At 70.3% G+C, this 14,366-nt stretch carries 7 protein-coding genes; 2 read left to right on the forward strand and 5 right to left on the reverse strand.

Annotated features, from left to right (window positions below; all coding sequences use genetic code 11):
- Positions 1 to 221 precede the first annotated feature (221 nt).
- Positions 222 to 575 carry a hypothetical protein gene (locus ABH941_RS39200; protein WP_370136210.1) on the forward strand — a complete coding sequence of 118 codons (354 nt, stop codon included), beginning with the start codon at positions 222 to 224 and terminating at the stop codon, positions 573 to 575.
- Positions 576 to 703: 128 nt separating this feature from the next.
- On the opposite strand, the gene mgrA is transcribed toward ABH941_RS39200, so the two are convergent.
- On the reverse strand, positions 704 to 1,732 hold the full coding sequence (gene mgrA / locus ABH941_RS39205) for an L-glyceraldehyde 3-phosphate reductase (protein ID WP_370136213.1): 1,029 nt from the start codon (positions 1,730 to 1,732) through the stop codon (positions 704 to 706).
- A gap of 696 nt (positions 1,733 to 2,428) precedes the next feature.
- Between mgrA and ABH941_RS39210 the strand changes: the two genes are divergently transcribed.
- Positions 2,429 to 4,603 carry a beta-galactosidase gene (locus ABH941_RS39210; protein WP_370136215.1) on the forward strand — a complete coding sequence of 725 codons (2,175 nt, stop codon included), beginning with the start codon at positions 2,429 to 2,431 and terminating at the stop codon, positions 4,601 to 4,603.
- 204 nt (positions 4,604 to 4,807) lie between these two features.
- Here ABH941_RS39210 and ABH941_RS39215 read toward each other — a convergent pair whose 3' ends face one another.
- The 4 genes from ABH941_RS39215 to ABH941_RS39230 form a co-directional block, all read right to left on the reverse strand.
- Entirely contained in the window at positions 4,808 to 6,007 is a 1,200-nt protein-coding gene (locus tag ABH941_RS39215) for an ROK family transcriptional regulator (RefSeq protein ID WP_370136217.1), read from the reverse strand.
- Positions 6,008 to 6,135: 128 nt separating this feature from the next.
- A complete protein-coding gene (locus tag ABH941_RS39220; protein WP_370136219.1) occupies positions 6,136 to 9,249 on the reverse strand; it encodes an alpha-mannosidase in 3,114 nt (1,037 codons plus the stop codon).
- A complete protein-coding gene (locus ABH941_RS39225; protein WP_370136221.1) occupies positions 9,242 to 11,239 on the reverse strand; it encodes a DUF2264 domain-containing protein in 1,998 nt (665 codons plus the stop codon). The genes ABH941_RS39220 and ABH941_RS39225 overlap by 8 nt, the downstream gene beginning before the upstream one ends.
- 105 nt (positions 11,240 to 11,344) lie before the next feature.
- On the reverse strand, positions 11,345 to 14,365 hold the full coding sequence (locus tag ABH941_RS39230; protein WP_370136224.1) for an alpha-mannosidase: 3,021 nt from the start codon (positions 14,363 to 14,365) through the stop codon (positions 11,345 to 11,347).
- Position 14,366 lies beyond the last annotated feature (1 nt).

Raw genomic sequence — 14,366 nt, forward strand, 5'->3', positions numbered from 1 at the left:
GATCTGTCTCGTCATACCCAGTGGACGCGAGCGCATTGGGAGGCGCTGGCCGAGCACAGGCTGGTGACCGCCCCTGTACGCATGGCCGACGCCGGCCTGACCACTCCACCGGGTAGGCCCTCGGCGGCGGGCATCCGTAGCGACGGCATAAGGGGCTCACCCCGGCCGACTTCCCGCAGGGATACCTCGTCGTCGGTGACGCAGTGTGCAGCTTCAATCCCGTGTACGGGCAGGGAATGTCGGTCGCCGCGGCTGAGGCCGTGCTACTGCGCGACCTGCTCAGGGCAGACCGCGCGCGACTCTCGGAGCGGTTCTTCGCCGGCGCGACCCAGATCATCGACATCCCCTGGGCGATCACCGTGAGCGCCGATCTGCGATTCCCGGAGGCCAGTACGCCGCCGACCGAGGAGGCCGAGCGGTTCAACGCCTACCTACGCCACGTCTACCGAGCCGCATCCACGGACACCGAAGTCGGCGCCGCGCTGTTGCGAGTGATCCAACTCGTCGACGCACCGGGCCGACTCCTCGAACCAGACTTGGTGGACCGAGTCATGCGGGCACTGCCCGGCACCTGACACACGTGCCATCGTGGACGCCAACAGATCGATCGCAGGCACCCCCGCGCACCTCCCTGCTCAACGTGGACAGAGGTAGCTGCCGAATGGTCTTGCCCAATCGGCAGCCGTCACGCGGTGCGGCGGGCTCAGCCCCAAATGTTGATCTTTCCCTCGCCCGTCGTGTACTTGTCGATCTCAGCCAGCTCCTCCTGCGACAGCGGAGCCCCGTGCACCGCCGCCAGGTTGTCCACGAGCTGCGCCACGGAGGAGGCACCGATCAGCGCGGACGTCACTCTCGGGTCGCGCAGCAGCCAGGTCAGGGCGAGCTGGGCCAGCGACTGCCCGCGGCGGAGCGCGATCTCGTTGAGCGCGCGCAGCCGGACCAGGTTGTCCTCGGTCAGCAGGCCCGGCTTGAGCGACTTGCCGGCCGCAGCCCGCGAGTCGGCGGGCAGGCCGTTCAGGTAGCGGTCCGTCAGCAGTCCCTGGGCCAGCGGGGTGAAGCCGATACAGCCGGCGCCCACCTCCTCCAGCGCGTCCAACACGCCGCCCTCCTCGATCCAGCGGTCCACCATCGAGTAGGACGGCTGGTGGATCAGCAGCGGTGTGCCCATCTCGCGCAGCAGCCCCGCCGCCTCCCGGGTCTGCGAGGCGTTGTAGGAGGAGATGCCGACGTACAGCGCCTTGCCCTGCCGCACCGCGGAGTCCAGCGCGCCCATGGTCTCCTCCAGTGGGGTCTCGGGGTCCGGAGTGTGCGAGTAGTAGATGTCGACGTAGTCCAGGCCCATCCGCGTCAGCGACTGGTCCAGGCTGGCCAGCATGTACTTCCGCGAGCCTTTCTGGCCGTACGGGCCCAGCCACATGGGATGCCCGGCCTTGGTCGAGATCACCAGCTCGTCCCGGTACGGGCGGAAGTCCTGGGCGAAGTGGCGGCCGAAGTTGGCCTCCGCGGCGCCGCCCGGCGGGCCGTAGTTGTTGGCCAGGTCGAAGTGCGTCACCCCATGGTCGAAGGCCCCGCGCAAGATCGCCCGCTGGGTCTCGAAGGACTTGTCGTCACCGAAGTTGTGCCACAGGCCCAGTGAGAGCGCGGGCAGCTTCAACCCGCTCCTGCCACTCCTGCGGTACTCCATGGTGCCGTCATAGCGCATCTCGGCTGCTCGGTACGGGGCAGGGGTCATCGTCGCAGTTCGCCTTTCACTCGTCAACCAGGTGTAAGGCAATCTTAGCCGACGCGGACATAGTAAAAGACCTTTTAGAATTCCGTCAAGCGACTTTTTTGACAAATTGAGACGAGAATGATGGAAACAGTAGGCGAGGGGGTGACATGCGCCCAGGTTGAATGGGGTCCCCTTTCTCAACTGCATAGCAGACATCAATCCAATATTGCATCCGAGCTCATGCCCGAACCGGCCCGAACTGGCCGCCCACAGACAGTGGCACCTCGCCGACCTGTTCAACGTCAGCCTGGCCGCTGCCTTCCGCATCCTCATCCGAGCCCAGGATCCCACCCACGTGACCAGTCAGTTTCCTCTCGTCTGCAACTTGTGGCTCGTTCCTTAACAGAATCTCAAGTTCGGATAATGGGCCCACGGGCGACCAGCCCGCCGCGACTGGCCGACCGGGGCACCATCTGCCCGGGTCACCAGAAGCATGGCCGCCACCGCACCGACACCCTGGGCCTTGCAGGTCCATTACGGAATAACGCACGAGGCATATCCGCGAACGGGCGAGTGTGCTAGAACATGCCATGTATTTCCACCCCCAACCATCAGGCCGGCGCGCACATGCTATTGCAGCGCACTACGGCCTGCCCTGAGAGACGGAACGCGATGATATTCATGAAAAGGCCGAGACATGCCCTCGCGGAGCAGCCCGTGCCGGACCAGGCGCCGTCCGCGGGCAGGCGCCGGTCCCGCAAGTCAAAGCTTCCGATCCCGATCCCGGCTGCGCTCATCGCGACCCTCGCCGTGATCGCCGCCCTGATCACGGCCCCCTTCCTCAGCGCAGGAGCTTCCACGCAGGCCGCGGCGGCCACCCCGTTCTGGTCCACGCAGCTCAAGTGGGACAACAACGGCACGGCCTGGTCGAAGTCCGACTTCTCCGCGCTCAAGGCAAAGGGCCTGACCACCGCCGCGATCGACATGCCGTGGAACACCGTCGAACCCTCGAACGGGAAGTTCGACTTCACGGAACTCGACCTGGAGATGTCCAACGCCGCCGCCGCCGGCATCCGCCTGGTGCCCATCTTCTGGTACTCCGGGTGGGGAGGCAGCCCCGCGTCCTGGGTCACCAGCCACGAGATCACCAACACCGGTGCGCAGAGCGCCACCCCGGCCTGGTGGGACCCCACCGACGAGCCGGCCTACCTCACCTATGTCACCGACACCGTCAAGCACGTGGCGGGTTCGGCGGGATACGGCGGGAGCATCCTGGACTACGGACGACTCGACTCGTTCTGGGACAGCACCGTCAGCGGCAACGTCGACGGCTGGGCGCAGGCCGACATCAACGAGTTCCACAACGTCTACCTGCCGCAGACCTACAGCAGCATCAGCGCGTTCAACACCGCGCACAAGACCTCGTACGCCGCGTTCTCACAGGTCCCGGCGGCCAAGCCGGGCCAGGCCCTGGCAAGCGTCTACCAGCTGTTCCGCCTGTGGAGCGTGCAGCAGGTCTACGGGCAGCTGGCCGCTGACGTGCGTGCGGTCACCGCCAGCACGCCGCTCTACTACTACTTCGGCGGCCACGTCGGTAACTTCGCGAACTACGAGAACGTACCGGAGGTGCTGTTCGCCCTCGCCAAGAAGTACAACGTCACCATCATCCAGGACTGTTCGGGATCCTCGGGCATCGACCTCCTCTTCGCCGGCCTCGGCCACGCCTACGGGGTCAACGTCGCCACGGAGTGGACCGCGCCTACCGACAGTACGCAACTGGCGGCGCAGGGCGTGCAGTGGATCAGCAACTACGGCATGATGCTGCCCGACGGCGGCGGCACGGACTTCTTCATCCACGACGGCACCCAGAAGGACACCGTCGTCTATCCGATCTACACCAACTGGCTGCCGAACATCAAGAGCCTGTCGGGGTCCTACCCGCAGCAGCCCGTCGCCATCTACCTGGACGACTCCCTGGCCTTCGGCAACACCTCCGGTGGCGGCCTGGGCGCGCCGGAGGACGACATCGCCGCCGCATGGCACCAGTACCAGGGCGGTTTCAGCGTGGTCACCAGTGAGGAGGTCAACACCGGGATCGTCAAGCTCTCGCAGTACAAGGCGGTCCTGCCGATCAACGGCGTGGACGCGAACCTGACCGCGTACAAGAACGCCGGCGGCAGCCTCCTGACGGCCGTCTCGCAGCTCTCCCAGCACGCCCCCGCCTACGCGACCCTGGCCAACAGCGGCATCGTGCAGATCGTCCCGGTCGTCTCCGCCGCCAGGACCAGCGCGCAGCTCACCATCGCCAACATCAACTCCGGCACCGCGTACGACAACGCGATCACCATCAACCCGGCCGGACTCGGCCTGGCCGCCGGCAACTACCACCTGGTCAACGCCGGCGGCACCGTGATTCCGCAGCAGGCAGTCGCCGGCGGCATCTGCGCCGCGGCCAGCCTCACGCCTGCCTCGCTGACCAAGTGGTCGATCGTGGCCGGAGCCGTACCGTCGGGCACCGCCGCGCCCGCGAGTTGCGGCGGCACCACCCCTGCCTGCGGCACGCTGACCGCCAACCAGCAGCTGACCTCCGGCAAGTCGCTCGCCTCCTGCAACGGTACCTACAGCCTCGACCTGCAGGGCGACGGCAACCTCGTGCTGTACCGCAGCGGCACCGCACTGTGGTCTTCGGGTACCGCCAAGACGCCGGCGAGCAAGGCGATCATGCAGGGAGACGGCAACTTCGTCCTCTACAACAGCGCCGGCACGTCCGTGTGGTCCACCGGCACGAGCGGCAACAACGGCACCTACCTCCAGGTGCAGAACGACGGCAACGTCGTGATCTACAGCGCGGCCGGGACCGCCCTGTGGTCCACCGGTACCACTGGGAAGTAGTACACCCGCTCCACCCGTGGTGGCCCGACTCTTCGCAGAGTCGGGCCACCTTTCATTCCGAGAGGCCATCGCCGCCCACCCGGAAGCGACGCGACGGTCTACGCGCACCCCAAGGTCGGATAGCGCAAGGGGACCGGCGCCGTGCCCCGGTCACGTCGGCCGCCGACAGCCAGAAGCGCACCAGCGACCCAGGCTGATGTCCTGTCACTTCAGGAGCAGGGTCCTGGGCTGGGCCGACAGTGCGTGGTCGAGCACCAGGGAGGCCGCGCCGACTGCTGCCACGCTCACGCCCAAGGTGGTGGAGACGACGGCCGTCGGGTGGGTGGCCTTGACGAACGGGGAGCTGGCGACCATCGGCTCGATGGTGACCAGCAGCCGGTCGGCCAGCAGGTGCCAGGTCGGGCCGCCGAAGACGATGGTGTCGATGTCGAGCAGCGTCGCCGCCGCGCTCACACCGCGGCCGATACGGATCGCCAAGCGCTCCAGGACACCGTCGGCCTGGGCGTCGCCCGCAACCGCCAGCGCGGCCAGCCGCTCCAGGCCCCGCTGGGCGTCGGGCGGGCTGGTCACCGTGTATTCCGCACCGAGCACGCCCAGGGCGATCGACTCCTCGACCACGGTCCTGGTCGAGAACGCCGCGCCGAAGCCGCCGACCTCCCCGGCGTTCCCCGAGGCACCGCGCAGCACAGTGTCGTCCACGACCAGGCCCATGCCGGAGCCGGTACCGAAGTAGAAGAAGAGCAGGTTGCGGCTGTCTGTGGCCGAGCCGGTCCAGCGCTCGGCGACGACCGCCGCGGTGACGTCCTTGTCCAGGACCGCGGGGAAACCGGTCGCCTCGCTGAGGCTGTCGCGCAGCGGGTACCGGCCCCAGCCGCGCAGCTCGGGCGGGTCCACCACCCAGCCTGCTTCGGCGTCGATGGGGCCGGGTGCGGCGATCCCCAGGCCCAGGATGCGTTCGCGGTCCACCCCGGACTCGGCCACGATCGCGGACACCGAGGCGGCCATGTCCGCAGCGATCTTGTCGGTGTCGCCGCTGGGCGTGACCTGGCTGCGCTGGGCCACGACCGTGCCGAGCAGGTCGACCAGCACGCAGGTGATGACGGCCGGGTCGAGGTGCACGCCGAGGGCGTAGCGGGAGCCGGGAACGATCTCCAGCAGGGTGCGGGGCTTGCCGTTCCCGCTGCTCTGCTTGCCCGACTCCCGAGCCACGCCCTGGTCGAGCAGTCGGCGGGTGATGTTGGAGACGGTCTGTGCGGACAGCCCGGTGGCGCGGGCGAGTTCGACCCGGCTCAGGCCCGTCGGGTGCCGGCGGATGGCGTCCAGGATCACGGACTCGTTGAAGTCACCCACGCGCGGCAGGTTGGTGCCGCGTCGGATGGTGGACGTCCCTTTGCTCTCCGTCATCATTCTTCTCCCAGCCTCGGGCGGTGTCACAGGTCCGCCGCCCCGACGCGTCCGGTCGGTGACATGCTATGACACCCCTGTGCTGCCGACGGCGGAGCTTGCCGGCCCGCGGCGTCCGCGCGGGCCCGTCACGCGGGATCCTCGGCCGTGGCGGCGGGGCGAAGGCGCAGCGTGCGGATCTGGAACGGGCGCAGGCGCAGGTCGATGCCAGCGGTCCCGGTCGCACCGGGCGTCGCGGTCAGTTCCTGCTGCGGGTGTTCCAGCAGGTCGCAGTCGTGGGCGGTGGCGAGCGCGAAGCCCGTCGACAGCCGTGCCGCGAGCGCTCCCCCACCCGCCTCGTAGAGGCGGACCACGACGTCGCCGCTGCGGTCGTCGGCGAGTTTGACGGACTCCACCACCACGTCGGTGGTGTCGAGCGCGACCAGCGGCCGGGCCTCGGCGGTAGCCGGGCGCAGTTGAAGGTTGAGGGCGTAGCCCCCGGCGATGGCCTCCTCGATGCCGGCGCCGGGGGCCAGGGCGTAGCTGAATCGGTGTCGGCCCCGGTCGGCCTGGGGGTCGGGGCTGTGGGGGGAGCGCAGCAGGGAGAGGCGGACGGTCGTGGTGGTTCCGCCGTCGGCGCGGGTGTCGCGGTGGACGTCGTGGCCGTAGGTGGAGTCGGTGAGCAGGGCGGCGCCCCAGTGGTGTTCGCCGACGTGGACCCAGCGGTGCGCCCACAGTTCGAAGCGGGCGGCGTCCCAGCTGGTGTTCTCGTGGGTGGGGCGCCGCACGTGGCCGAACTGGATCTCGGCGCTCTCGTGCTCGGCGTGGACGTCGAGGGGCCAGGCGGCCTTGAGCAGGGTGTCGCGCTCCTGCCAGTCGATGTCGTTGCGGACCGTCACCTGGCGGCTCTCGGCGGTCAGTTCGATGTCCTGGATGAAGCGGGAGGCCCCGTGGGCGTGGACGACGCGGACCGCGGCGAGCAGCGGGCCTGCGTCCACGAGGGTGACCGACTCTGCCTGGTCCAGGTCGTGCACGGTGTCGCGGTAGTAGGGGTCCAGGTTCCAGGCGGACCACAGGTTGGGGTCGTCGGGGTGCAGTTGGAGCAGGTTCCCCGCGGTGCCGGGGGCGACGGCCTCGCGCCGGGCGGTGTGGTCGTACACGCTGGTGATCAGGCCGCGCCGGTCGACGAGGACGGTGAGCATGCCGTTGTCGAGGACGTAGCCGCCGTCATGGGCAGTGGCGGTGACAGTGGCGGCCGTGGAGGCGGTCCGACCGGAGCCGAGGGCGGGCACATCGGCGAGGACCGCGGAGCTGCCGTCGGCGAGTGCCTGAGCGTCGGTGAAGCCATCTCCGATGGCGACCCGGGTGACTTCGCGGCGCGGGTAGGGTCCGGCGTTGAGGAACGCGAGGGTTCCGGGGAGCCCACCGGTGGCATCGGCGATGACCTGCTCAAGCTCGGCGTGGATCTCACCGTACTCGCGTTCGGCCTGCTGGTGCACCCAGGCGATGGAGGTGCCGGGCAGGATGTCGTGGAACTGGTTGAGCAGCACCCGCCGCCACAGGGCTTCCAGGCGCTCGTACGGGTACGCCGTGCCGGTGCGGACGGCTGCGGTGGCGGCCCAGAGCTCGGCCTCGCGCAGCAGCGCCTCGCTGCGCCGGTTGCCGCGCTTGGTGCGGGCCTGGCTGGTGTAGGTGCCGCGATGGTTCTCCAGGTACAACTCACCTCGCCATACCGGGAGCCTCTCGTGCTCGGCCGCGGCGGCGGCGAAGAAGGCGTCGGGCGCCTGGATCACCACCCGGGGCGAGCCTTCCAGGTCGCGTAGGCGGCGCGCCTTCTCCAGCATCGAGGGGGTGGGGCCGCCTCCGCCGTCGCCGTGCCCGAACGGCGCCAGCGAGCGGGTAGCAGCCCCCTTGTCCATGAAGTTGTCCTCGGCGTGGGCGAGTTCGGCCCCGGTGAGCTCGGCGTTGTAGGTGTCGATGGGCGGGAAGTGGGTGAAGACGCGGGAGCCGTCGATGCCCTCCCAGGCGAAGGTGTGGTGCGGCAGCCGGTTGGTCTCGTTCCAGGAGAGCTTCTGGGTGAGGAACCAGCGCGCGCCGGCCAGCTTGGCCAGTTGGGGGTAGGCGGCGGTGTAGCCGAAGGAGTCGGGCAGCCAGACGCCGTGCTGCTCGACGCCGAACTCGTCGGCGAAGAAGCGGCGGCCGTAGACGAGTTGGCGGGCCAGCGACTCGCCGCCCGGGAGGTTGCCGTCGGCCTCGACCCACATGCCGCCTACCGGCGCCCAGGTGCCCGCGGCGACGGCCTTCTTCATCCGGGCGTAGACCTCCGGGTACTGCTCCTTCATCCAGGCGTACTGCTGCGCCGAGGAGCAGGCGAAGACCAGTTCGGGGTACTCCTGGGCGAGAGTGGTGATGTTGGTGAAGGTGCGGGCGCACTTGCGCACCGTCTCGCGGACCGGCCACAGCCAGGCGGAGTCGATGTGGGCATGCCCGACCGCCGAAATGGTGTGCGCGGAGGCATGCGCGGGCCGGGCGAGCACCTCGGCCAGCCGGTTCCGGGCCTGCGCGGCGGTGCCCGGCACATCGGTGGCGTCGACGGCGTCGGCCGCTCGGCGTAGCGCGTGCAGGATCTCGTGGCGCCGGGAGGAGCCCTCGGGCAGCTCGTGCATCAGCTCGTCGAGCACCTCGATGTCGTGGATCAGGTGCCAGACGTCCTCCTCGCGCACGGCGATCTCGGCCTGACCCAGGCGGTAGAGGTGCTCGGTGCCCGCGGTATCCAGCGAGCCGAGGTGGGTGTTGTGGCCGGCGCTGCCTACGATCCAGGGGTTGGCGGCGAGCTCCACGAGCAGGTCGACCTGGTCGCCGGCGGTGGCGGACTGGGCGAGCAGCACGCTGCGGTGGTAGGGGTGCAGACCCTGGATCGGGGTGCCGTGGGCGTCGTGGACCAGGCCCTCGGCCTGGCCGCCAGGGCCGCGGTTGAGGTCGAAACCGAGGTCGAAGACCGCCTCGACGCGGCGGCCGGCCCACTCCTGGGGGATCTGTGCGCGCGCCCGAAGCCAGGTGGTCGACCAAGGGCCGCCCCAGGTCGATCCGAGGGCGAAGGGCTGGTAGTCCGCGTGCAGGGCCTCGGCCACCGGGACGGGTTCGCCGTCGACCTTCCAGGCGGTAAGGGTGAGCGGGCGGGCGGTGCCGTAGAGGGCGGGGCGGATCACCCGGTCCAGCAGCTTGCGGATCCGGGTCTCGGTGATCCGGCGGTCGTCATGCACCGTGGTGGTCCTTCCAGGGGTCGTGCGCGTGGTCGGGTGCAGTCAGGCGGATGGTGTCGTGGGTGCCGTCGGGCCAGGTGACGTCCGCGAGCAGGGTGGTGTCCTCGGCCCGGGGGGTGATCTGGGGTAGGGCGGCGGGGTCGGCTCCGCCGAGGTGGACCAGCGCGAGGTGGAGGACTCCGTGGGCGACTGGGCCCTCGGTCTCCACGACCGGGGTGGCCGAGGCGGGGCCCATGGCGTTGCTGTCGGCACCCGGTACCACCCGGGCGTGCGGGAGTCCGTGCACGCCGACGACCAGCGAGAGAAGTCCGGCGGAGCCCGCGACGCGGGCCGTGGCACCGGTCACCGTGCCGTCGGCTGGTGCGGCGGCCTGGCTGACGGCCAGGGCCCAGCCGCCGATGCGCAGCACATGGCCGTCCCCGGGGTCACCGTCCACCCGGACGGCGCGGACCTCGACCGATCCGCGCAGTGCGGAGCCCACGGTGATCCAGGGGCCTGGCCGGTGGGTGGTGTCGGGGCCGCCGAAGGGATCCCAGGTGGAGTTCTGCGGCCAGTGGGCCCGGGAGCGGGAGACGGCCGTGGCGCCGTCGACGGAGATCCGGATGCATGGGCGCCGGTGGGAGGCGCGGCCCTGCGCGTCGAGCAGGACCACCGCGTTGTCGAGCGGGTCGGTGTGCGCGCAGGCGTCCGGGGCGGCGGTGGGGTCCCCAGGGGTCTCCGGTGCCGTGTGGGTGGAGTAGGCGAAGCGTGCGTAGCAGGGGTCGTCCGCGTGCGGATGTGCCGGGTCGGCGTGGTCGCCGCCGTGGTTGACGACGCGGACCACGCCGTCCGCGGCGGTGCCGGAGACCAGCCAGCCTGGTGCGGCCAGCGTGCGGAGGAAGTCGCCCTGTTCGACCGGGAGTGGGGTGGCCTCTTCGGTCCACACCGGATGGTCCGGTGGCAGTGCGAGGCCGATGAAGCCCTTGCTGGCCCAGTAGGGCGAGGCGGGCCCGGAGTAGACCTGGAGCACGCCGCGGTAGGGCCGGTGCCAACCGAGGGTGAGTAGGCCGCGGTCGTCGGTGGCGCCGTGCGAGGTGAAGTGGTCGAGCATGCGGCTGGCCAGGGCCCGGGTCTCCCCCGGTACCAGGGGTGTGGCATCGAAGAGCGCGCCGGTCCACAGCGGCGCGAGGGCTGCGTAGCGGTAGGTGAGCGAGCGGCCCTGGACGAGGGGCGAGCCGTTGGCCCCGACCAGGTACCGCTGGTCCTCCAGGAAGCGCCGCAGCCTGGCGCGGTAGCGGTCGAGCAGCCCGGCGGGTGCGGCGTCGCCCAGGATGCGACAGAACCACAGCGGGTACAGGTGCATGGCCCAGCCGTTGTAGTGGTCGAAGTTGCGGCGTTCGCCGCCGGTCAGCCCGTCGGAGTACCAGCCCTGCCCGGCGTACCAGCCGTCGGTGAGCGCGATGACGCGGTCCAGGTCCTGCTGGCGCCATGCGCCCCCGGTGGTTTGGGCGAATGCCTCGGTGACGCCCTGGAACCACACCCAGTTGTTCCCGGGCATGGGGTCGCCGACCATCGGCGCGAGCCAATCAAGGACCTGCTGTCGGATCCGGTCCTCCAGGCGGTCCCAGATCCATAGCCGGGTCTCGTGCAGCGCGAGCGCGATGGAGGCGGCCTCGACCTTGGCCTGGTTGCTCTCGGCGAAGGTGGGCCAGCGTTCGGGGCTCTTCGGGTCGGTGCCGGCAGCCAGGCCCGCCGCGTACCAGCCGGCCAGGTCGTGCGGGTCCGCCCCGCGTGCGCCCGCCAGCCGGAACCCGGCCAGCAGGAAGGTGCGGGCGAAGCCTTCGAGGCCGTCGCTGTGGATGCCGTTGGCGCTCGGGATACCGGGCAGTCCGATCAGGGCGTGTCCGGCGGTCGCGTACGGCCTCGCCGCGAGCAGCAGGCGGTCCGCGGTCAGCTCCCAGTGGGCACGGTCCTCGGCGGGGTTGCGGTTCAAGAGCGGTGTCTCTCCCATGCTTGTTCGGACTGCACCCGGATCAGGCCACCGGTTCCTGACGACGTGGAGCACCGAACACCGCGCCTGCCGTGCGATGCTCCACGTCGGACCGGTGACGGAGGGTCAGGTTCGCGGGATCCGAAGGGTCACCATCTGGAATGGCCTCAGCGCGAGTCGAACGGTCCCCTGCCCGGTCGCGAGCGGGTCGGCGCCCGCGAGCGGCCGTTCCAGGAGGTCGGTCAGGACGGCACGGTCCACGGCGAAGCCGTCGGCCACGGACACGGTGGCGCGGGTGCGGCCGCCGTGGGCTTCGTAGATGCGGACCACCAGGTCCCCGCTGCGGTCATCGGCCAGCTTCACCGCGCTCACCACGGCGGCCTCCTCGCGCACCGTCGCCAGCGGCTCCACCGCGGCGACCGCTCCGGTGACCCTGCGCTCCGGAAGGTTGGCCCGGTAGCCTTCGCGGACCGCGTCGTCGACGGTTGCCCCCGGCACCAGAGCGTGCCGGAACCGGTGCACACCCTGGTCGGTCTCCGGGTCGGGATAGCGCGGTGCGCGCAGCAGCGACGCCCGCACCGTCGTGGTCGTGCCCGCGCCGCGCACCGAACGGGTGACGTCGTGGCCGTAGGTGGCGTCGTTGACGACCGCGACACCCCAGCCCGGCTCGTCCATGTATACGAAGCGGTGGTTGCAAGCCTCGAACTTCGCCCACTCCCAGCTGGTGTTCTGGTGGGTGGGCCGGTACACGTGCCCGAACTGGGTCTCCGAGGCGTACCGGTCCGCCTTCACGTCCAGCGGAAAGGCGAGCTTCAGGAAGCGTTCGCGTTCGTGCCAGTCCACCTCCGTGTCGATGTCGAGCCGCTTCACACCCCACGGCACCGACAGCAACTGGACGACCCGGGACGCGCCGAAGACCCGTTCGACGCGGACCGACGAACCCGCCACCTCCATGCCGGCGACCTCGACCAGGTCGCTGCTGGTGTTCCGGTAGAAGGCGTCGACGTCCCAGGCGTCCCACTGGTTCGGGAAGTCGGGGTGCAGTTGGAGCAGGTTGGCCGCCTGCCCAGGGGCGACCGCCTCACGTCCCGCCCCGATGTCGTAGGTCGACACGACCAGGCCACGGTCGTCGATCTCAACCCGCAGCAGGCCGTTGTCCAGCACATACCCGCCGCCCTCGCGCGGGACAGGGGCAACCAAGCCGCCCGGTCCTGCCTCTGGCGCGGCTCCGCCCGCGGGCACGCCGCTGCGGTCGTGCGGCGCGCCGTTGAACACCAGCTGGGTCGACCCCTCGCCGGCCAGCGCGCGCTGAGCACCGGCGATGATGCCCTCCAGTTCCTCCCCCACCCGCCGGTAGGTCTCCCGTGCCTCACGGTGCACCCAGGCGATCGAGGAGCCGGGCAGGATGTCGTGGAACTGGTGCAGCAGCACCGTCTTCCAGATCCGGTCCAACTCGGCGTACGGGTAGGGCGCTGCGACGCGCACCGCCGCCGTCGCCGCCCACAGCTCGGCCTCCCTGAGCAACGACTCGCTGCTCCGGTTGCCGCGCTTGGTCTGCGCCTGGCTGGTCAACGTGGCCCGGTGCAGTTCCAGGTAGAGCTCGCCGACCCAGACCGGCGGGCACGCATACTCGGCCTCGGCCTTGGCGAAGAACTCGGCAGGTGCCTCCCACTGCACCGTGGCCGAGCCCTCCAGGCTGCGCAGCCGCGCCGCCTTCGCGACCATCTCCCGGGTCGTGCCCCCTCCGCCGTCGCCGAAGCCGGTCGGTGCCAGCGAGCGGGTGGCAGCGCCCTTCTCCTTGAAATTGCGATCCGCGTGGGCGATCTGACGCCCTCTCATCTCGCAGTTGTAGGAGTCGACCGGCGGGAAATGGGTGAAGATCCGCGACCCGTCGATGCCCTCCCACAGGAAGGTGTGGTGCGGAAAGCTGTTGGTCCGGCTCCACGAGATCTTCTGGGTCAGCAGCCGGCGCACCCCGGCGGCACGAATGATCTGCGGCACACCTGCGGCGAAACCGAAGGTGTCCGGCAGCCAGGCCTCCTCGCTCTCCAGGCCGAACTCTTCCAGGAAGAACCGCTTGCCGTGCACGAACTGACGGGCCATCGCCTCGGAGCCCGGCATGTTGGTGTCGGACTCCACCCACATCCCGCCGACCGGGACGAACCGCCCGTCCGCGACCGCCTCCTTGACCCGGGCCCAGACCTCCGGCCGGTGCTCTTTGATCCAGGCGAACTGCTGGGCCTGGGACATGGCGAAGACGAACTCGGGCTCCTCCTCCAGCAATGCGGTCATGTTGGAGGCGGTCCTGGCGACCTTGCGCACCGTCTCACGCAGCGGCCACAGCCACGCGGAGTCGATATGGGCGTGGCCGACCGCGCTGATCCGGTGCGCGGCGGGGACGGCGGGCGCGGCCAGCACCCCGGCCAGCTCGTCGCGTGCCGCCTGGGCCGTACCGTTGACGTCCTGGAGGTCGACGGCGTCCAGCGCCCGGCCGACCGCGCGCAGGATCTCCCAGCGGCGCGCCGCGTCCACGGCGAGTTCGGCCATCAGCTCGCCGAGCACCTCCAGGTCCATGACCAGGTTCCACACCGTCTCGTCGAAGACCGCCAGCCGCATGGGCCCGAGCACGTACTGGGGCGCGTCCCCCGCCGTGGCCCGTTCCCCCATCTGCGTGGGCTGGAAGGGCACCCCGCCCCCGTCGAGGTCGGGATTGGACGACGCCTCCACACGCCAGTGCACCTGCTCCCCGCCGAGCGCCGGGGAGGCCACCCGCACATAGGAGTTGCGCGGGTGGAGCCCCTTCACGGGGGTCCCGTCCGGCCGGTAGACCAGCCCCTCGCACTGGAAACCCGGGGTACGCGGGGTGAAGCCCAGATCGAGCACGGCCTCGACGGTCCGACCGGCCCACTCGGCGGGGACCGCTCCGCAGACCTTGAACCAACTCGTGCCCCAGGGTGCGCCCCACGGGGTTCCCTCGGCGATGGGAAGGGTCGGGGCCGCCAGCCCCTCGGCCACCGGTACGGGCTCACCCGCGGTGGACCAGATCTCGACATCCAGCGGGGCCGTCAGCGGGTACACGGCCGGGCGGATACGCTCCCGCAGGACGCGTTCCAGTCGTGCCTCGACCAGTACTCGGTCGTCGTGCATG

This window comes from Streptacidiphilus sp. EB103A (assembly GCF_041261405.1).
Taxonomy (GTDB): Bacteria; Actinomycetota; Actinomycetes; order Streptomycetales; family Streptomycetaceae; genus Streptacidiphilus.